This is a genomic window from Comamonas sp. SCN 65-56, assembly GCF_001724135.1.
In the GTDB taxonomy this organism is placed as follows: Bacteria; Pseudomonadota; Gammaproteobacteria; order Burkholderiales; family Burkholderiaceae_C; genus Comamonas_C.
Genome location: NZ_MEDS01000029.1, coordinates 1 through 19,170, shown reverse-complemented (window position 1 = coordinate 19,170; position 19,170 = coordinate 1). Strand labels below are relative to the sequence as shown.

23 protein-coding genes and 2 pseudogenes are annotated in these 19,170 nt (G+C 64.9%); 4 read left to right on the top strand and 21 right to left on the bottom strand.

Annotated elements, in window-relative coordinates; genetic code table 11:
- Positions 1-193: IS3 family transposase (locus tag ABS45_RS16380; protein ID WP_291557593.1), on the top strand; the 193-nt coding region annotated here is incomplete at its 5' end.
- Positions 194-201: 8 nt separating this feature from the next.
- Here ABS45_RS16380 and ABS45_RS16375 read toward each other — a convergent pair.
- From ABS45_RS16375 to ABS45_RS16330, 10 genes and pseudogenes are all read right to left on the bottom strand, one after another.
- A pseudogene (locus ABS45_RS16375) lies at positions 202-1,017 on the bottom strand (IS3 family transposase); the annotation flags it as partial.
- 59 nt (positions 1,018-1,076) lie between these two features.
- Positions 1,077-1,313: a hypothetical protein gene (locus ABS45_RS16370; RefSeq protein WP_291557590.1), complete on the bottom strand. Its 237-nt coding sequence runs from the start codon at positions 1,311-1,313 to the stop codon at positions 1,077-1,079.
- A 37-nt stretch (positions 1,314-1,350) separates the two neighbouring features.
- On the bottom strand, positions 1,351-2,145 hold the full coding sequence (speD, locus tag ABS45_RS16365; protein ID WP_291557587.1) for an adenosylmethionine decarboxylase: 795 nt from the start codon (positions 2,143-2,145) through the stop codon (positions 1,351-1,353).
- Positions 2,146-2,150: 5 nt separating this feature from the next.
- A complete protein-coding gene (locus tag ABS45_RS16360; protein WP_291557584.1) occupies positions 2,151-2,759 on the bottom strand; it encodes a hypothetical protein in 609 nt (202 codons plus the stop codon).
- Positions 2,756-3,388: an SCO family protein gene (locus ABS45_RS16355; RefSeq protein ID WP_291557580.1), complete on the bottom strand. Its 633-nt coding sequence runs from the start codon at positions 3,386-3,388 to the stop codon at positions 2,756-2,758. Before ABS45_RS16355 ends, ABS45_RS16360 begins: the two co-directional genes overlap by 4 nt.
- Entirely contained in the window at positions 3,385-3,903 is a 519-nt protein-coding gene (locus tag ABS45_RS16350; protein WP_291557577.1) for a cytochrome c, read from the bottom strand. Before ABS45_RS16350 ends, ABS45_RS16355 begins: the two co-directional genes overlap by 4 nt.
- A 37-nt stretch (positions 3,904-3,940) precedes the next feature.
- Positions 3,941-4,153, bottom strand: a complete 213-nt coding sequence (locus ABS45_RS16345) for a hypothetical protein (protein ID WP_291557574.1) — start codon at positions 4,151-4,153, stop codon at positions 3,941-3,943.
- A 3-nt stretch (positions 4,154-4,156) separates the two neighbouring features.
- A complete protein-coding gene (locus tag ABS45_RS16340) occupies positions 4,157-4,807 on the bottom strand; it encodes a cbb3-type cytochrome c oxidase subunit II (RefSeq protein WP_291557572.1) in 651 nt (216 codons plus the stop codon).
- Between the two features lies 1 nt (position 4,808).
- Positions 4,809-6,434, bottom strand: a complete 1,626-nt coding sequence (locus ABS45_RS16335) for a cbb3-type cytochrome c oxidase subunit I (RefSeq protein WP_291557569.1) — start codon at positions 6,432-6,434, stop codon at positions 4,809-4,811.
- Positions 6,435-6,553: 119 nt separating this feature from the next.
- Positions 6,554-6,763: a twin transmembrane helix small protein gene (locus ABS45_RS16330; protein ID WP_291557566.1), complete on the bottom strand. Its 210-nt coding sequence runs from the start codon at positions 6,761-6,763 to the stop codon at positions 6,554-6,556.
- A 152-nt stretch (positions 6,764-6,915) separates the two neighbouring features.
- Here ABS45_RS16330 and ABS45_RS16325 point away from each other — a divergent pair, with 152 nt between their 5' ends.
- Complete coding sequence (locus tag ABS45_RS16325; protein ID WP_291557563.1) at positions 6,916-8,367, top strand: PLP-dependent aminotransferase family protein; 1,452 nt, start codon at positions 6,916-6,918, stop codon at positions 8,365-8,367.
- Here ABS45_RS16325 and ABS45_RS16320 read toward each other — a convergent pair.
- The 9 genes and pseudogenes from ABS45_RS16320 to ABS45_RS16280 all read right to left on the bottom strand — a co-directional run bounded on the left by ABS45_RS16320 (position 8,327) and on the right by ABS45_RS16280 (position 16,695).
- The gene (locus ABS45_RS16320) at positions 8,327-8,470 is read right to left on the bottom strand and encodes a DUF2474 domain-containing protein (RefSeq protein WP_291557560.1); all 144 of its coding nucleotides are present in this window, start codon (positions 8,468-8,470) and stop codon (positions 8,327-8,329) included. The genes ABS45_RS16325 and ABS45_RS16320 overlap by 41 nt on opposite strands.
- Before the next feature lies 1 nt (position 8,471).
- Entirely contained in the window at positions 8,472-9,479 is a 1,008-nt protein-coding gene (gene cydB, locus ABS45_RS16315) for a cytochrome d ubiquinol oxidase subunit II (RefSeq protein ID WP_291557557.1), read from the bottom strand.
- A 13-nt stretch (positions 9,480-9,492) separates the two neighbouring features.
- Positions 9,493-10,914: a cytochrome ubiquinol oxidase subunit I gene (locus ABS45_RS16310; protein ID WP_291557554.1), complete on the bottom strand. Its 1,422-nt coding sequence runs from the start codon at positions 10,912-10,914 to the stop codon at positions 9,493-9,495.
- 333 nt (positions 10,915-11,247) lie between these two features.
- Positions 11,248-11,508 (bottom strand): hypothetical protein, encoded by a 261-nt coding sequence (locus ABS45_RS16305; RefSeq protein ID WP_291557551.1) that lies wholly within the window; start codon positions 11,506-11,508, stop codon positions 11,248-11,250.
- A pseudogene (locus ABS45_RS16300) lies at positions 11,505-11,882 on the bottom strand (methylated-DNA--[protein]-cysteine S-methyltransferase); the annotation flags it as partial. The pseudogene ABS45_RS16300 and the gene ABS45_RS16305, both read right to left, overlap by 4 nt.
- A 128-nt stretch (positions 11,883-12,010) precedes the next feature.
- Positions 12,011-13,170 (bottom strand): IS3 family transposase gene (locus ABS45_RS16295; RefSeq protein ID WP_291557548.1). Its coding sequence is split into 2 segments (ribosomal slippage): positions 12,011-12,912 and positions 12,912-13,170, totalling 1,161 coding nucleotides; the frame shifts between segments, so codons are not numbered across the junction.
- 642 nt (positions 13,171-13,812) lie between these two features.
- Positions 13,813-14,346 (bottom strand): Pycsar system effector family protein, encoded by a 534-nt coding sequence (locus ABS45_RS16290; RefSeq protein WP_291557545.1) that lies wholly within the window; start codon positions 14,344-14,346, stop codon positions 13,813-13,815.
- Positions 14,303-15,169: an E2 domain-containing protein gene (locus tag ABS45_RS16285; protein ID WP_291557542.1), complete on the bottom strand. Its 867-nt coding sequence runs from the start codon at positions 15,167-15,169 to the stop codon at positions 14,303-14,305. Before ABS45_RS16285 ends, ABS45_RS16290 begins: the two co-directional genes overlap by 44 nt.
- A complete protein-coding gene (locus ABS45_RS16280; RefSeq protein ID WP_291557538.1) occupies positions 15,166-16,695 on the bottom strand; it encodes an adenylate/guanylate cyclase domain-containing protein in 1,530 nt (509 codons plus the stop codon). Before ABS45_RS16280 ends, ABS45_RS16285 begins: the two co-directional genes overlap by 4 nt.
- A gap of 211 nt (positions 16,696-16,906) precedes the next feature.
- On the opposite strand from ABS45_RS16280, the gene ABS45_RS16275 reads away from it, so the two are divergent.
- The gene (locus ABS45_RS16275) at positions 16,907-17,818 is read left to right on the top strand and encodes a TIR domain-containing protein (protein ID WP_291557535.1); all 912 of its coding nucleotides are present in this window, start codon (positions 16,907-16,909) and stop codon (positions 17,816-17,818) included.
- Positions 17,819-17,992: 174 nt separating this feature from the next.
- Positions 17,993-18,526, top strand: a complete 534-nt coding sequence (locus ABS45_RS16270) for an adenylate/guanylate cyclase domain-containing protein (protein WP_291557533.1) — start codon at positions 17,993-17,995, stop codon at positions 18,524-18,526.
- A gap of 111 nt (positions 18,527-18,637) precedes the next feature.
- Here ABS45_RS16270 and ABS45_RS16265 read toward each other — a convergent pair whose 3' ends face one another.
- Both ABS45_RS16265 and ABS45_RS16260 read right to left on the bottom strand, forming a co-directional pair.
- A complete protein-coding gene (locus tag ABS45_RS16265) occupies positions 18,638-18,880 on the bottom strand; it encodes an MbcA/ParS/Xre antitoxin family protein (protein ID WP_291557530.1) in 243 nt (80 codons plus the stop codon).
- A gap of 65 nt (positions 18,881-18,945) precedes the next feature.
- A partial coding sequence (locus ABS45_RS16260) for a hypothetical protein (RefSeq protein ID WP_291557527.1) occupies positions 18,946-19,170 on the bottom strand: 225 nt, incomplete at its 5' end.

Sequence of the window (19,170 nt, the reverse complement as noted above, 5' to 3'; positions counted from 1 at the left end):
AGCCTGCGAAGGCTTCTTCGGCCTGCTCAAGCGCGAGCGCGTTTACCGCATGACGTATCCGACACTCGATGCTGCAAGGTCCGATGTGTTCGAATACATCGAGCGATTCCACAACCCGAGGATGCGACGTAGGGTCGCCAGGCAGGATCAGAAGTTCTCAGCTCTTTCACAACCGTCCGTGATTTCGGGGTAGAACCCTTCGCTGCCATTGTCGGCCTGGATTCGCTCGGGCACGCCGATCTCGTTGCGCAGCCTTTCAAGCGTGGCAACGACGTCTTCGCCCTTGAGCTTCTGGTCCACCTCAATGGCCAAGCTCATCTTGGTGAAGTTGTCCACGATCGTCAGGCTCCTGAATCGACGGCCGTCGAAGAGCGCATCGGCCACGAAGTCCATGCTCCAGCACTGGTTGGGAGCGGTCAGTACGGGCCGCTCCATGCGATGAGCTGCAGCCTTGCGCCGGCGCGGCCGCTTGCGCCGAAGGTTGAGCCCGGCCTGGCAATACAGTCGCTACGCGCTTGTGGTTGTCCGTCCAGCCTTCTCGACGCAATAGCACGAAGATCCGCCAGAAGCCGTAACGGACACGGGTGGCGGCGATCTCTTCGATCCGCCGAAGCAGTGGCCCATCATCCTTTTCCCTGGGCTTGTAGTACCACGCCGCACGGCTCTGTTTGACCACGTGGCAAGCCCGACGGACGCCTACCCGGTATCGATCAATCAAATGGCCCACGAGCGCCTTGCGCTGCGCGGGCCTTAGAGCTTTTTTGTCAGCACGTCCTGCAGCATGGCCTTGTCCAGGCTCAAGTCGGCAACCAGTTGCTTGAGCTTGCGGTTCTCCTCTTCGAGCTGTCTGAGCCGACGCAGCTCGGATACCCCCAAGCCACCAAACTTCTTGCGCCAGGCGTAGAACGTCGCTTGGGAGATGCCCATCTTGCGGCACACCTCTTCGACACGGGTGCCGGACTCGGCCTGCTTCAAGGCGAACGCGATCTGCTCTTCGGTGAACTTCGACTTCTTCATGGCGACGGGCCTCCTGGGGCCTGAGTGTCGCCGAATCCTCTACTTCTGGCTGGTCTGAATTATCGGGAGGACGTCAGTCGGGCTCTGATCGCGACCGCGCGATAGCCGGCCCACAGGGACTCGACCAGCGCATCGATGACCGCCGAGGACGCGGTCTCGAGTCCGGGGACGTCCTCGAACAGTTGGCGGGCCTCCTCCTCGAAGTCCGGCCGCGACAGCCGCAGCCCACCCGCTGCCGCGATCGCCTCGACCAGTATGCGGCGCTGCCGCGGATCCAGCTGCGAAGCCTCGTCCATGGGCGAGGCGTCGTGCCGATGGTCTGGAGACCGCACCTCAGGTCCGCGCGCCTACGGGGAGGTTGCGCCCGTGGTACAGCTCGAGCATCTCCCGGTTGAGCAGCGCTTCCACGGCCTTCATGGACCTGCGCGGCGTGCCCGCCGGACCCTCTTCGAACAGGTGGCGGTCCATGTCGAAGTGCCGCAGCTTCATCTTGGTGTGGAAGACGTTCTCGGAGATCATGTTGAGGTCGATCATGTCGTAACTGGCCCTGATCCTCGGCTCTAGGTACTGCTGGATCGAGGCGATCGGGTGATCGATGTAGTGCTTCCTGCCATCGACGTCGCGGGTGAATCCCCTCACCTTGTAGTCGATGACGACGATTTCCGATTCGAAGCTGTCGATCAGGTGGTTCAGCGCCTTGAGGGGCGAGATCAGCCCGCAGGTGGCGACATCGATGTCGGCTCGGAAGGTCGCGATCCCGTTCGCCGGATGGGATTCCGGGTACGTGTGGACGGTGATGTGGCTCTTGTCCAGGTGGCCCAGGCCTGTGCGCGGGAGGGTCGGCGGGGCGTGCGCATCCATGGAGTCTTCCGCCAGCAGCATGGCCACCGATGCACCCTGCGGATCGTAGTCCTGCCGGGAAATGTCGAGCACGGTGGCCCCGATCATCGACGCCACGTCGGTCAGGATTCCCGTCATCCGCTCCGAGCTGTACTGCTCGTCGATGTATTCGATGTAGCGCCGCCGGGCCTCGGCCGTGGCGGCATAGCACACGTCGTAGATGTTGAACGACAGCGACTTGGTGAGGTTGTTGAAGCCATGGAGCTTCAGGGCGCTGGGGTGATCCATCGTGTTCACGGTGTCGGGAGCGGGGTTGGACGGTGGTTGTTGACGGCGGTCCGCGCAGCGCCGCGTGGTCCGGTACGGAAGGCGAGCGTCATCCAGATGGCGATGACCACCACGGTTAGCGCCACCAGGCCGATGCCGGTCCAGGTCTGGTCGCCGAGCAGATAGGTGCTGCACAGGCGTTGTGGTGCCTCCTGGTACAGCACGCCGGCGGTCGCGGTCATCCAGGCCCAGTTGATGACGAAGAAGGACTGGACCACGACGGACGCGGCGCGGAGCGAAAGGCGGACCAGCCAGCCCGAGAGCACGACCGAGACGACCTTCGCCAGGCCCACGGCCGGCTCGAGCACGGCCGCGTCGAGTGCCAGTGGCAGCATCCACACCGTGGAGATGGCCAGGGCCAGCGTGAATCCGGACAGGCCCAGGGCGTTGACCTGCCTGAGCCAGGCCGGGCCGGTCCCCGTGCGGACCGGCGCCAGCCACCAGCCGATGGCGAACAGCAGCGGCAGCTCCACCACCATGTGGGTGAACATCCGCTGCTCCAGCCAGGGCTGCAACAGGGCCAGGCCCGCGAGCGCGACGCCTGGTGCCAGCGCCGTGACGACTGCGCGGCTCATGGGGATCGCACCAGCGCGGCGAGACGTTCGAACGCCAGGTCGGCGGCGTCGGGCGCGAGCGCCTCGAACATGCGGCCGTCACCGTCCACGAGGAACAGCGCGCCGTTGTGGATGTACTCGCCGTTGCCGTCGGGGATGACGACCACATCGAACACGTCCAGCAGGCGTTCGAGATCGTCGTGGTCGGCCACGGTGGCGATCGTCCACGTGACGCTGTCGGCCTTGATCCGGCGCGCATACTGCGCGAGCACCTCGGGCGTGTCGCGCGCGGGGTCGAAGCTGAGGGTCAGCAGGCCCACCTGTTCTTCGATGCCGGCGTCCCGCAGACGGGCCTGCAGGAAGGATTCGCTCGATGCCATCACCAGGCAGATCGACGTGCACTGGGTATAGACCAGAGCGACCACCGTGTACGGATGGTCCGCGACGACCGCGCGCAGGTCGGTCTTACGGCCCTGGCTGTCCACGAGCCCGATCGCGGGCAACTGCCGGGGCGATTCCGCGATGGCCAGCTGGCGCGCGCCGTCGCTGGTCACCGCACTGAAGCCGTGGGTCATGGCATGCAGCCCGCAGAACGTCGCGACGACGATCGCGGCAAGGGCCAGCCAGGTCGGGCGCATCCGCGGGGTCATGGCTGCACCTGCGCGGCCACGCCCAGAGCATCCAGCTCGGCTGCGGTCCAGGGCGCATGGCGGCGGGAGGTCAGGCCGCGCACGGCGGCCACATCTGCGGCCTGGAGCGGCGCGGCGGCGTTGCCCCAGGAACTGCGGACGTGGTTGAGCACGGTCGCGATCTCCTCGTCGTTGAGATGCGCGAGGCCGGGCATCAGGCCGGAATAGCGCACGCCGTTGGCCTCGATCGGGCCGCTGAGCCCGTGCAGGGTGATGGCCGCCAACCGATAGGGATCACCATTGGCCCGCGATGAACCCGCCAGCGGCGGAAATACCGGGAAGCGGCCTTCGCCGCGGTTCTGGTGGCAGCTTGAGCATTCGGCGGCATACAGCTGGGAGCCGGAGCGACGGGGCGCTGGCGGAACCGACGTCCCGGCCGCCGGCGCCTGGAGGCGCGCGGTATCGAGCGTCGGGTTCATCCGCATCCACAGCACCGCCGCCCAGGCGGCGAGTCCCAAGGCCAGGCCGGCGTTCATGAGGCGGTGGGTAGGCATCGGCGGGCAGCCGCGCGCGTCAGTCGGCCGAGGGCGCTGGCGCGGCCGGCGTCGGCTGCGTACCCTGCGGGGTGCTGGAGCTCTCCAGTCCCGGTGCGTCGGCGACGATGTAGTACACCGCCCAGACCAGCAGCAGGGCGACCAGCGCAAGCAGGACCTTGGGCACGGGCCGGTTGAGCTCCTGCGGCTCCGGATTTTCGTTGTCGCGGCTGGAAGGGGTGGGGCTGTTCATGGGTCAGTCTTCCTGGCGGGTCCGTCCGCGGAGTTCGGAGGCCAGGGCCTTCGCGGCTGCCGCATCGAGGGGTTCGGCCACGTCGTACTGGCGCGTCATCGCTTTCAGGTAGGCGACCAGATCCTCGGCGTCGCGGGTCGGTACGACTTTCCGGCCGCGGGGCGCATGGGCGTCCGGGATCGGCACGGTGTACTGGCCGGGCGGGACTTCGACCGCGACCATGGTCTCGTAGAGGAAGGGGTAGGCGGGCATCGTGCTGTCCGGAACGTAGGCGCGCGGCTGGTACAGGTGCACGTGGTGCCAGTCCTCCGACGGGATGCGGTCGCCGACGTTGAACAGGTCGGGGCCCGTGCGCATGGTGCCGAGCAGGGTGGGGCGGTCGTGGAAGTAGTCCGCGGCCACCGACGGGCGCCCCCATCCGCGCACGGCGTCGGCACGGCCCGCGCCTATGGTGCTTGGCTGCTGCGTGTGGCAGGCGATGCAGCCGTTGGCGATGTAGACCTGGCGCCCGCGCAGCTCCTGCTCGGTGTAGGGCGCGAGCCCGGCGGGCGGCGGCACGTCCTTGAGCTGCATGAAAGGGACGACGATCATCGCCGCCGTGGCCAGGGCCAAGGTCAGCACCGCGCCGCCCACGAGTTTGATTTCGTTTTCCATTTCAGTTCGCCGCGGAGAGGGGAGCCGGATCGGGCTGGACATGGCTTGTCGCAGCCACATCGGCCTGGCGCTGCCGCTCGGCGGCCTTGAGCGCCAGGTAGAAGTGCACGGCGAACACGATGTGCCCCAGCGTCATCAGACCGCCGCCGATGCTGCGACCGAGCAGCCAGGGCTTCGTCACCCGCACCGACTCGATGAACGGTGTCGCGCCATCGAGCAGGGCCAGGCCCTGGAGCACGCCGCCGGTGCTGAGCAGCACGATGTAGGCTGCGAAGCCGGCGACCACCAGCCAGAAGTGGAGGGAGATCAGCGCGGGCTTCGGCCACGTGACGTCGAGCACCCGGGGCACCGCGAAGTACATGCCGCCGAACAGCACCATCGACACGAAGCCGTACATGCCGATGTGGGCGTGGGCGACGGTGAAGTGGGTGAAATGGGTGAGGGCGTTCAGCGAGCGCAGCGCGTGTGCCGAACCCTGGACCGAGGCCACCGTGTACATCATCGCGCCGAACACGATGAAGCGCAGCGTGTGCGAGCGCTTGAGCAGGGCGAAATGCCCCTTCAGCGTCAGGTGCTGGTTCACGGAGAACGCCAGCACCGGGATCAGCATCATCATGCTCTGCACGATCGAGAGCGTGACCAGCCATTCGGGGATCGGGCCACCGATCAGGTGGTGGGCACCGACCTGGCCGTAGAAGAACGCGAGCGTCCAGAACCCGAGCAGCGACAGATTGTAGGACTGCACCGGCCGGCCGATCACCTTCGGCAGGAAGTAATAGACGCAGGCGATTGAGATCGGCGTGTAGAACAGGCCGAGCACGTTGTGCCCGTACCACCAGTTCATCGTCGCCTGCTCCACGCCGAAGTGGAGGCCGGGGATGTTGGCGACGATGTAGAGGATCGGGAACCAGAACAGCGCGGCGCCGATGTACCAGACCGAGACGTACAGGTGGTGGACCGTGCGCCGGCGCAGCATGAAGGCCATCGGCAGCCCGATCATCATGCCGCCGACCGCGAACAGGGTGCCGATGTACCAGGGGATCTCCAACCACTCCATGCCGGTATTGAGGCCGTTGGCCAGGCCGACCAGGCCGGCCACCAGCCCCGCGTTCCAGATGAAGGCGCCTGCGATGATCAGGCGCGGGTAGCGCAGCGGCGTGCGCAGCAGGCGCGGCAGCAGCCACACCACCAGTCCCAGCAGGCCAAGTGGCGCCCAGCCGTAGGCGACCGCGTTGAGGTGGATGGTGCGCATGCGCCCGAACGTGAGCCAGGCCTGCTCCACCAGCAGGTCGGGCAGGTGCAGCTTCAGCGAGCTCAGCAGTCCGGCGGCGGAGCCGACCAGCAGCCACACCACCGCGAAGGTGAAGAGCACGAACACCGGCACGGCGGTGGCGCGGTCGGCAGCGGCGCGATCGCGGAGTTCGGCCTGCTGGCGGGCGTCGTCCGGCACCAGGCGCGTGACCCCTTCCGCCGGGTCGTCGTAGCGCCCGATCTCCTCGGGCGCGAAGATCACGCCGGCGCCGCTGGACTCGCGGTCGAAGAGGCCGCTGCGAAGCGACCAGATGAAGGCGAACAGTCCGACGATCGAAAGGACGAAGGTCGCCAGCAGGAGTGCGGTGGGGTTCATGCGACTGGGTGACGCTGGAGGGGATGCGGCCCAGACTACCCAGTACGTATCAGATACGTAATAATCAGATACGTGATTTATGACCGTATCAGATGCCCCGTGGACTCAAGCCGATGCGGTCAGCCCGCCTGGATGCCATGCGGCTGGATGTGCCCCGTATAGATGCCTGCACAGACCAGCAGGATCAGCACCACGGAAAGCGCGATCCGACGCGTCAGCGCGTTGACCGTGCGTCTGGTCGTGCCTTTGTCGACCAGCATGTAGTAGAGCCCGGCCCCAAGGTTGTAGAGGATCAGGCCGAGGAAGCCGACGATCAGCAGCGTTTTCATGGGGATTCGCCAGGGGTAGGGGACGCCGTCACCGCGTTCGCGTCGTGACTGGAGCGGGGCAGGTGCTAGCCTATGCCTGCCAACACAGTGTTTTCAGTAGCAGTTTTCCGATAAAAAACCATATCAGCTGAGGCGCCACGGGCCGGAATTCCATGAAGCGTTACGAGGTGCTCGCGGCCGATATCGCCGCCTCGATCCAGAACGGCACTCTGAAAGCCGGTGACAGGCTGCCTTCGGTACGGCAGGCGAGCGCCAGTCGCCACGTCAGCCCGTCCACTGTCTTCGAGGCCTACTACCTGCTCGAAGCACGGGGGCTGGTCCGCGCCAAGCCGCGCTCGGGCTACTACGTGGCGCAGTCCGCAAGAGCCTTGGCGCCGGAGCCCGACCGGGCGTCGCGGCCCGACGGCGAGGCCCGTCCGGTGGTCATCAGCGAACTCGTCGCCGGGATCCTCAGGTCGGCGACATCTCGTGACGTGGTACCACTGGGTTCGGCATTCCCCAGCCCGTGGCTGTTTCCCCTCAAGCGGCTGGGCCGCGCCACCGCGGTTGCGGCCGCGGAGCTCGACCCATGGAAGACTGTCGACGACCTGGCGCCCGGCAGCAAATCCCTTCGTCGGCAGATCGCGCTGCGCTACCTCATTGATGGCGTTCAGATCGGTGCTGACCAGATCATCGTGACCAATGGCGCGACGGAGGCGCTCAACCTCTGCCTGGCAGCGGTCTGCAAGCCCGGCGATACCGTGCTGGTCGAGTCTCCCTGCTTCTATGCCTGCCTGCAGGTGCTGGAGCGGCTGGGCCTGCACGCGGTCGAGGTGGCGACCGATCCGCGCGAGGGCATTGACCTCGACGCGCTGGAGGCTGCCATCGTGCGGCATCGACCGAAGGCCTGCTGGCTGATGACGAATTTCCAGAACCCGCTCGGCAGCGCGATGGGCGCGGACAAGAAGAAGGCGCTGGTGGAGCTGGCGAGTCGTTACGGTGTGCCCCTGGTCGAGGACGATGTCTACAGCGAGCTCTACTTCGACAACCAGCGCCCGGTGCCGCTGAAGACCTTCGACACCGACGGCTGGGTGATGCATTGCAGTTCGTTCTCCAAGACCCTCGCGCCGGGCTACCGTATTGGCTGGACCAGCCCCGGCAGGTTCCTGCGCGAAGTCGCCCAGCAGAAGCTGACCACGTCGCTGGCGACATCGATTCCCTCACAGCTCGGCATCGCGCGCTATCTCGAGCGCGGCAGCCATGAAAGGCACCTGCGTGAACTGCGTCTGGTCCTGCGCAAGAACCGCGACCAGTACATCGAGGCGATCAGCCACTTTTTTCCGGAAGGCACGCGCGTCAGCCGGCCCGCCGGAGGCTACTTCCTGTGGGTGGAAATGCCGGACGGAACCGACTCCCTCGCGTTGCACCGGACCGCGATGGCCGCTGGCATCAGCATCGCTCCGGGCCCGATGTTCTCGGCATCCGTGGATTTCGGGAACTGCGTGCGCATCAATTTCGGGCACCCGTTCGACGCGCGGGTGGAAGCGGCCCTGGAGACGTTGGGGCGGGCCGCCGGGACGGGACCTATCGCGTCATGCCGGCCGCCTGCATCAGCAGGCGCATGACGAGCGCGGCAGCGCCCAGCACGGCGATGCTGCACGCCCAGATCGCGCCCAGCCACAGCAGCCGCCTGCTCCAGCCATACGACGGAGAAACCGGTTTCTCCATTTCAGTGATATCCCTCGCCGGCCTTCACCTTGCCGCGGAACACGTAGTAGGACCAAGCGGTGTAGGCAAGGATGACGGGGATGATCAGCAATGCACCCACCAGGGCGAATCCCAGGGTCTGTGGCGGCGCCGCGGCGTCCCGGATGGAAATCTCGGGCGGCAGGATGTTCGGCCAGATGCTGATGACCAGCCCCGAATAGCCCAGGAACATCAGGGCCAGCGCCCCGACGAACGGCACCGCGTGCGGCGTGCCCTTCAGCGATCGGAGCATCGCCCAGGCGGCCACCAGGACGAGGAGGGGGACTGGAGCGAAGAACAGGAAATCCGGAACGGCGAACCAGCGCGCCGCGATCGCCGGGTGGGCGAGTGGCGTCCACGCGCTCACCGCGGCAATGACGGCGAGCGTGGACAGCAGGATGGGGCGTGTCATCCGGATGACGCGATGCTGCAGGTCCCCTTCCGTCTTCAGGATGAGCCAGGTGGCGCCCAGGAGCGCATAGGCGATGACGAGGCCGACCCCGGTGAAGAGGCTGAACGGCGTGAGCCAGCTCATCACGTGGCCGACGGCGACCCCATCGACGACCTGGTGCCCTTCCAGGAACGCGCCCAGCATGACGCCTTGGAAGAAGGTCGCCACGAAGGAGCCGGCCATGAAGGCCTTGTCCCAGAACGGCTTGTGGGCCTCGTCCGCCTTGAAACGGAATTCGAAGGACACGCCGCGCCAGATCAGTCCGGCCAGGAAGCACAGTGCCGGGATGTAGAGCGCGCTCAGCAGCACGGCATACGCCAGCGGGAAGGCGGCCATCAGGCCCGCGCCGCCCAGGACCAGCCAGGTCTCGTTGCCATCCCAGACCGGAGCGACTGTGTTGACCATGGTGTCCCGGTCTTCCCGGCCCGGGATGAAGGGAAACAGGATGCCGATTCCCAGGTCGAAGCCGTCCATGATCACGTACATCATCACGCTGAAGCCGATGATCAGGAACCAGATCAGGGGGAGGTCGATTCCCATGGTGCGCCTCGCTCTACTGTGCGTCGGTGGTCGGGGGCAGGACCGCATCCGCCGCCGACAGCGGGCGCGCGGGCTTCTGGTTGATGGAGGGGCCGTGCGCGGCAATGTCCCCGCCGAGCGCCGCCGGGCCCTGCCGGACCAGTTTCAGAACGTAGGCGATGCCCATCCCGAAGATGGCCAGGTACATCACGACGAGGACCACGAGACCGACGGACAGGGTGAGGGCCGAATGGTTGGACACGGCGTCCTCGGTCCGCATCAGCCCATAGACCACCCAGGGCTGGCGGCCGATCTCGGTGACGTACCAGCCCGCGAGGATGGCGATCAGCCCCGACGGGCCCATCCAGAGCGCGAAGCGGGCCAAGGCCGGCGATTCGTAGAGGCGGTGGCGCCAGCGCGCCCACGCCCCGTACAGGCCGAGGAGCAGCATCAGCATCCCGAGGCCGACCATGATCCGGAACGCCCAGAAGACGATCAGCGAGTTCGGGCGGTCCTCGGCGGCGAACTCCTTGAGGCCGGGGAAGTGTCCATCCAGGCTGTGCGTGAGGATCAGGCTGCCCAGGTTCGGAATCTCCACCTTGTAGCGGGTCGTCTCGGCGTCCATGTCCGGGATTCCGAACAGGATCAGCGGTACGCCCTGGCCCGGGATGTTCTCCCAATGGCCTTCGACCGCGGCGATCTTGGCGGGCTGGTGCTCGAGCGTGTTCAGGCCGTGCAGGTCGCCGATGAAGATCTGCAGCGGCGTGGTGAAGAGCACCATCCACAGCGCCATCGAGAACATGCGCTTGACGGCGCGATGCCGGCTTCCGCGAAGCAGGTGCCAGGCGCCGGAAGCGCCCACGAACAATGCGGTCGCCAGCATGGCCGCCGTGACCATGTGCGCCAGGCGATACGGGAAGGACGGGTTGAAGATGACCGCGATCCAGTCCACGGGCACCACCACGTTGTTGATCACTTCGTGGCCCTGTGGTGTCTGCATCCAGCTGTTGGAGGCCAGAATCCACGTGGCCGAGATCAGGGTGCCGAGCGCGACCATCAGGGTGGCGAAGAAGTGGAGGCCGCGGCCGACCTTGTTCCAGCCGAACAGCATGACGCCGAGGAAACCGGCCTCCAGGAAGAAGGCGGTCAGCACTTCATAGGCCAGGAGGGGGCCGGTGATGCTGCCGGCGAACTGCGAATAGAAGCTCCAGTTCGTTCCGAACTGGTAGGCCATGACCAGGCCGGAGACGACGCCCATGGCGAAGTTCACCGCGAAGATCCTGGACCAGAAGTGGTACAGCTCCAGGTAGGCGTCGTCCTTCTTCCACAGCCACATGCCCTCGAGGACCGCGAGGAACGCGGCCAGGCCGATCGTGATGGCCGGGAAAATGATGTGGAACGAGATGGTGAAGCCGAACTGGATACGCGCCAGTTCGAGTGCGGTCAGTCCGAACATGTGGATACCTCCAGCTTCATCCTTCGGGCGGGCGCCCGGTCTTCCGGGGCGATCATGGTTCCGGCCTTCAGATGCCGCGTTCCCGGCCTGCATGGATCGGCCACTGTACGTGGGATCGATCGCGGCTGGCCCAGACTATGAGTTTCGTATCAGCCTTTCAATAATCAGATTCCTGGGTTTCAACCGGATCAAACCGGCGCGGTAGTGGCCCCTGCTTCCCTTGAACGGCCGGTGCGCCGACACCTGTTCGCCCTCTGCGCTCTGGTGCAGAGCGCGATGGCCTCGTGTTCACGCAAGCGGCTCAGATGGCTCAAGGGTCGAGTCTGGTGAGCATCACGGATACAACGCCTGCCGTAGATCCTCCAGGGGTTCCGGCAGTGCCGGGCCGAAGAAGAGCGGGTCGCCACCTCCAGGCTCCGCGGAGAAGAGGTCGGTCCTTTGCGATACCGATCCATCTTCGGCCCTGCGCATCAGATCACCTGCCACATCCGCCGTGAACAGGCCGGTCAATACGGCATGGCCTTCCATGTCGAGCTGGCCGCTGATCTCCGGCCAGTCGAGTGCATCGATATGGCGCGCGAAGCGCGTCATCATGGGGATCCGGCGCGTGCCCGCGCTTCGCGTTGCAGCAGCTCGCGCTTGCGCTCGACGCCCCAGCGGTAGCCGGAGATGTCGCCGTCACGGCGCACCACCCGGTGACAGGGAACGGCGACCGCGATGTGGTTGGCGCCACAGGCCTGGGCCACGGCACGGACTGACCTGGGCGCGCCGATCCGTTCGGCGAGCTGGGAATAGCTGACCGTGTCTCCCGGCGGGATCTCCCGCAGCGCCTGCCACACCCGCTGCTGGAACGCGGTGCCGCGCACATCCAGCGGCAGGTTCAGGCCGACCTCGGGCGCTTCGACGAAACCCACCACCTGCGCCACCAGCTGCTCGAAGTCATCATCGCCACCGACGAGCTCCGCCTTCGTAGCATCAGCGCGCTTTGATCAGACCTTCCTTAGGTCGAGGGTATTGCTCATTGCGTCTGGCTCCATGTTGTTGCGCGCACGAAATTGCTGTGGAACTGACCTGCCCCCATTCTTAGGGCCACTAGCTACTTAGTAGAGTCCTGATTGGGGAGCATATCGCTCCGGTGGGTCAGGTTTCGATCGGCGGTTGGACCGACCAAGGCACCGCTGTTGCGCAGCGCGGCGGCGAACTCGGCGGGTGTGCGCTTGGACAGCGAACTGTGCGGACGCACCTCGTTGTAGTCCTTGCGCCATATCGCGATGACAGCACGGGCGTGCTCCAGCGACACAAACCAGTTTTCGTTCAAGCACTCGTCACGGAACTTGCCGTTGAAGCTCTCCACGTAGGCGTTCTGGGTCGGCTTGCCAGGCTGGGTCAGCACCAGCTTCACCCCGTTCGCGTCGGCCCACTGGTCCAACGCCCGGCCGGTGAACTCCGGACCCTGGTCGGTCCGGATCGCGGCTGGGTAGCCTCGAAAGCGGCATACCGCTTCCAGGATATCGGCCACGTTCTGGCCGTTGATCCGGCGGCCGACCGCGATCTCCACGGCCTCTTTGGTGCAGTCGTCCACCACCGTCAGGCACTTGATGGGGCGTCCGTTGGCCAGCGCATCGAACACGAAGTCCATCGACCAGGTGTGGTTCGGGCCGGAGGGCACTTGCAGTGGGCGTCTTTTGACCGCGACGCGCTCGCGCTTGCGACGCTTGCGCACCGCCAGGCCGGCCCGGCGATACAGGCGGTAGATCCGCTTGTGGTTGACCGCCCAGCCCTCCCGCTCCAGCAGGATGTGCAAGCGCCTGTAGCCGAACCGGCGCCGCTCACCGGCCAACTGGACCAAGCGCGCCTGTAGCGGTGCGTCGGCCGTGCGTGGCTCGTAGTGCAGCACGCTGCGTGACAGGCCCAGCACCCGACAGGCCCTCCGTTCCGACAGCCCCAGCTTCGCCCGCACGTCCGCGACGGCCGCCCGTCGCGCCGGCGGGCTCAGTATTTTCCCCGCGCAACGATCCTCAGCGCTTCGTTGTCCAGCATCGACTCGGCCAGCAGCTTCTTGAGCCTGGCGTTCTCCGCCTCCAGCGCCTTCAGGCGCTTGGCGTCGGGCACGTCCATGCCACCGAACTTGCGGCGCCACAGGTAGAACGAGGCATCGCTGAAGCCGTGCTTGCGGCACAGCTCCTTGACCGGGGTCCCGGCCGCCGCCTGCTTCAGGAAGCCGATGATCTGTTCTTCGGTGTATCGCTTCTTCATGTCCGTCCTCTCGTCAGACGGACTCTACTTAGATCAGGTTGGCCCGGAAATCGGGGGGCAGGTCAGAACGACACGGCGCGCGCGTGGCTTCCCAGAATTTGGTAGGGGCTTCGCGGTGTTGCCTGGGTCATCGGCGGCGCGAAGGAGTTGCACCGATGGGCGCGCAGCGCGGCGGAGCGGGCTGCCGCCTAAGGGTGTGAACTGCTTGATGAATCTGCAGGTGTAGAACAGCCGGGACGGATGGCGTCGTCCGGTGTGATGCCCTGAGAGTCGGATAAGCTGAAGCCGGTGCGGCTAAACGCGGGCACGGCTTGATGGCCGCGCCTCGTCTTGCGACGGTGGGGGAATTGCTGCCCCGACGCGTTGGAGATGATCGGGCCCGAAGGCTCCCTTTGAAGAGATCACAAATCTCTTGGTGACGCTCGCAGCAGTTGCCGCCAGGGTCGCCTTCCCTATCAACCTAGATCATGTGCCGATGTCAATAGAATTACCCTGGCTGGGGTGAGGAAGGTAGGGTACGGGGGAGCGTTAACAAGGGTAGGGAAGGACTGCATCCGACCCAAAGCGGCCGCTCAGATTCATGCCGTCGTGACAGGACACCGCGAATTGGTCACGCCATCGCCGAGCCGGGTTGGTCCACGACTACAGCTTCGTACTCGATGCTGGGAGGGCGATCAGCAATACAACCCAAGGAGCGACGGCGCAAATGGTTGCCACGAATGCTCTACGTAGTGAAGTGAACTTGCGGTCGAGAATCTTGGAATTTCGCCAGACTTGATTCAGTACGTCATTTGCCAGTGCCGCCGGGCACGCCGCGCTGTACGCGTGGCGGAATGCACTCTCGCTCATCCCTGCGATACTCTTAAAGTAGACAATCGAGCTTGTCCCGCCGTTTAGATCCGGGAAGGCGCCCTTCCACAAGTGATAGAAGCTCGCCGCAATTGCCGCTGCAAAAGAGGCGGCGATCAGCAGCATCCGCCAGTCCATGGTGTGGATCGCTGGCATGCGACTTCCTGCCAAGGCGAGCATGCCCAAATTGATGCCGAGTACGACAGACAATTTGGCATCGATGCGCGAGAAAAAGCCTAGTACCAGATTCAGTTGGTTCCAGGCCGCCTGCAGGCGGCCGCGTTCATCGATGGTGGCGGGGAGTGCCGGATCTTGAATGACGCTCATGCGCGGAACCTCTGGAGGATAAAGACCGAACGCGGGCACAGGCGGCAGCCAGCCCGCACTCCCGCAACGTGCCACAGCAACGCTGTCCGCTGGTCACCAGATTGTCTAGGAAAGTTCGCTCTTCCTCATGCCAGGAATGCAACGCGCTCGTGAAGTTCGCCAGTGCCTGCGCGTGTGTTCCGCAGCGAGTAGTCGGCAACGCCATCGGCCCATTGCACGGGCACAAGAAGCGATCTCGGATAAGGCGCCTCGAGTGCAGGGAGACACGGGCGATGAGCCGCCCCGCCCGATACAGTTCCAAACGCGGATTGCGGCGGCGGTTGTCCAAGCGCGTCGACAGCAAACCGCCATGAAGGTCGTCGACAAAGGTGGGGCCGAATTGGGCCGCTAGCGGTTCCGCGACCGCCTGATGGCGTGCCGCCGCGCCGTGGGCTCGATCGTTTTCGCGCCCGGGCCATACACGGCGCTTGTTGGCACTCACCTGATGCGCGAGAAAGCGCACAAGGACGCTCCACCATCTGCGTGCGGCCTCCGGGTCGAGAATGGTGCTGGGGTCGTCTTCCCCCCAGCCCAGGCAGAATGATCCGTCGCTGTTGACATGCCGGTCCGGACAGAACGCGGGCAATAAATTCCCGACCGGCGCTTCGCGTACCGACACCCTTCCACCTTCCTCTGTCAGGTCGAGGGCAAAGATGTGGCGCTGGCCGCTCGGCAGGGCGATCGTAATGTTCGCCACCGCGTGCTTGCCATTCACGGCAAGCGTGGCCCTGAACTCGGGGGCCACATTTGCAAGTCGGTGCAGCGGTTCTGCCGGTTCACTCATTTGGCAGTGTGCGGCCGCAGCGGTTGGCTGAGCGTTGGGACGACGGCAGGAGCGGTCGCCGCGTAGGCCTCGGACTGGATGCCCTTGGCCACGCGATCGCCGGAAGCGGCCAGCTCGGTGACCGCAGTGTCGTAATCCAAGGCATCGGCTTTGCGCGAACTGCCGAACACGGTGCGCACCGCACTCGGCGCGGCCGCATAGGCGCTCGGACCGATGGCCGTCTCCGTGCCAGTACAGCGTCGCTGTTCCTCCTCGGACTTCAGGATGGCGCGACCGGTGGCACAGCGCAGCATGCTTCCTTTCATGCCCAATCGGGTGACGCTGAGAGGGCCCAACTCAAAACCGATGGCCAGCCCCAAGTCATCCGTATCGACCCCCTCGTCGTGCAGATGGGCGATGGCGCAGGCGAAGCTGCTGCGGAGTGCACCGGCGCACAAGGTGGCCGTGCTGATCGTCGCCTCGACCTCGGTGGTCTGCGCGGTTCCTTCCAGCGTGAGTCCGTGGAGACAGTCGCCAATGAATCGCAAGCGGCGACCACTGAAGTCCTTGTGGGTCACCGCGTCCAATTCGGAGCGGATAACGTGAAGCGTGCGCACCAAATCCTCGGGATTGTCATCCAGGTGCTTGTCGACGTAGGCGGAGAAGCCGTCGACGTCGGCGTACACCGAGACTCCCTCGAAGCGCTTGGTTTTCGAGACGCTCAGCAGGTCGAAGTCGAGGTTGGACAAGGGCGGAGTCGGGCGACTGAAGTCAATGCTGCCGATGGGCGTTTCTTCCTGCTCCTCCCGCCAGACCTTGATGATCTGTTCCTTGGAAACGCCTAGGTCGGCCTCTGTCACACAGGTGTCGATCTGATCAGCGGTCAGGGCGGTGGTGCGGTCCTTGCCCGTCGCCAACACCGGGAAACCCATCACCGCGCGGGCGGTGTTGGTCAGGTAGATCCCCTCGGCGGTGCCGGCGCTGGCGCACTTTGCCGCGTGGTTCGCCGGATGCCCCAGAAAGAGCGGTTCGCGGCCGCCCCGCCGGCCGTTGTTGACGACCAGAGCGCGGCCGCTATCGATCCCGACGCGGACCTTGGCATTTGGAATCTGCGCGTCATCATCGCCGGTCTCGGCCAGGACGTCCGCTGCCAGCTGCGCGATTGCGACGGCATGGGCAACGCGATCGCGTTCGCTGTCCTCGCCATAGGGCTTGGCCACCACGGCATGCAGCCGTTGGTTGTGGAAATCGACGCGGATGGCATCGGTCTTCAGGATAATGCGATGGACCGCGCGATAGTGCTGGTTCAAAAAGCGCAGCGTCCGCTTGTGGCAGGTTTCGCCCTCGACCGAAGTGCAGGTGAGGATTTCATCGAGGTTGACGATATCGATGTAAAGATGCACCGCATCCATACGGTACGCCTTTTTGGCCGGGATACACTCCAGCGACATGTCCCGCTTGTAGTCGACGATTTCGACCCTGCGGACTTCTTCGAAGCGCATTTCGATCCGCTCTTTTGCGCGATCTTCCTTCCAGCTATAGCCCATGGTGTGGTCTCCTCGCGCCCGACGGATGGGTGGACCGGGCGGGTCGCGATCGCTCCAAGTCCCCTGTATGTCAGCACCCTAATCCGGCGCCGTCTCAGCCCCTGCGACAGCCATCGAATCCCGCATGGGGCTTGACTTGACGCTTATCTCCCCACATATGGGGTACTGATCACGGTTTCAAGGGGCGGCAAATGCGGGGCGAGGGCGGGCGATGATTGAGCGGTTTCAGGGGGAAGACGGGCGCCGACGGCTGGTCGCGGCCTTGGCCGAGCACAGGCTGCTGGCGGGGATCGACGGCTTGCCCGAGCGGCTGGCCGAAGTCGGTCAATTACAGCCGGTGGTCGCGGGCGAGGCCTTCATTCAACAGGGCGCGGCCGATACCGAGGTGTATTGCATCGTGGCTGGTGCCGCCGACATCGTGGTCAACGGCAAACCGGTGGCGATTCGCCACGCCGGTGATCACGTTGGGGAGATGGCGGCCATCGAGCCGACCCAGCCCCGCTCGGCGTCCGTGATCGCACGCGAACCGGGTGTGTTGCTGCGAGTGTTGGAGCCGGACTTCATTGCTTTGGCGAACACGTATCCCGTCGTGTGGCGGCGTTTGGTCGCGACCTTGTCGCGACGCCTGATGCAGCGCAACGCGCTCATCGCCCAGCCTCGCACGCAGGTCCGGGTGTTTGTCATGTCTTCAGTGGAAGCGCTTCCAGTCACCCGGCTTTTGGTCGATCACTTTCAGCACGATCCGTTCCTCACCGTGGTGTGGGACCACGGCGTCTTCCGCGCGTCGAATTACACCCTGGACGAGCTGGAACGGCAGCTGGACCTTGCCGACTTCGCCATTGCCGTGGCCCATGCGGACGACACCGTCATTACGCGCGGGGACGAGTGGCCAACGGTTCGCGACAACGTGGTGTTCGAGCTCGGCATGTTTATCGGCTTTCTGGGGCGCAAGCGTGCGTTCCTCATGGAGCCCCGGGAGGACAAGCTGAAGTTGCCCAGCGATCTCGCAGGGCTCACGACCATCGGCTATCGCTATGTTTCCGGCGCCGATGCACGCAGCTACCTGGCCCCCGCCTGCAACCAGCTCCGGGACCTGATTCTAGCCGCCGGCCCACGGGATTGATGGATGGCGAGCCTCGCAGACCTTCAATCCAAGGTAGCCGACATATTCTCGGCCAGGTGGGCCACTCGGAGCGGCCAAGTGGTGCCGGCTCCTGAGGACCTGCGTTTGGGGAACGACGCCGTAGAGTTCGACCGCGCTACGGTCCTATACGCCGACCTTCAAGGGTCCACCAGCATGGTGGACTCCGAGCCTTGGTGGCGTAGCGCTGAGATCTACAAAACGTTCCTGCACTGCGCCGCAACCATCATCCGAGACGAGGGCGGTGCGATTACGTCCTACGATGGCGACCGAGTCATGGGCATCTGGGTCGGTAAGCGCCAGACGACGCCGGCGGCGATCGCCGGGCTCAAGATCAACTTTGCCGTGCAGCACGTGATCAATCCCGCACTCGAACGGCAGTATCCTGACACCGCCCGTGAAGTGAAGCAGGTGGTTGGCATTGACACGAGCGCCATCAGAGCCACCCGAACGGGAGTCCGCGGCGGTAACGATATCGTTTGGGTAGGACGGGCGGCGAACTATGCCGCCAAGCTCACCACCTTGAATCTGGAAGAACGAACTTGGGTTACCGAAGACGCGTTCAAGCGGCTCGCGGACGAGGCCAAGCTGGGCGGACCCTCGAAGCAGTTCATGTGGAAGAAGTTCCGCTGGTCGCAGCAAGCCGATTTGCCGATCTACGGGTCGACTTGGTGGTGGCGCGTCAGCTAGCGACCTTCTCCGAATCGGACTACCGAGAACAGTTCTCGCTACAGCTCGGACAGCGCCGCTGTTCGAGCCATCGTCCCAGTTGGGGCTTTGACCGCTTGTGGCCGAAAGCAGTCACTGATACGAACTGCTCATCAAGCTCCCCAAGATGCGCACAACACGTTCAACTCCGCCCGGTGTAACCAGTAGTTCCATTGGAGGCACTCCCCCAAGGGCGGGTTGTGGAAGACGAAGCCACTCTTGAAGCCACGTGTCGACGTCAAACTCTTCTTGAGCCTTGTCCTGCGCAAGAACGGCGGCAAGATCGTCTCGAATCTTGGTCAGCTCCGCAGGGATGGGCGTCGGGACGTTGGGCATGTCACTCACCGTTGTGGATGGCTGTCTGCGCGTGTCGCCGACGAGCAGCTGGGGCGGTTGCAACTTCAAAGATTCGATCGTTCGATTTTTTGTTTTTGGGCGGCCTCGGCCTGCGACATTCGATCGCGCAGCGCGCGGAGCTCCGCGTGAGTGTAGGTCAACTCCATCTCGAAGCTCATGTGCGGAGCGCTTGCCTCGATGGTGATCTCCCCGTCACGGAATCGCGCCAGCTGGTTGCCCACGAACGGCTCTTGGGCGGAGATGAGTTTGTACTTGCTCCGAAGGCTGTT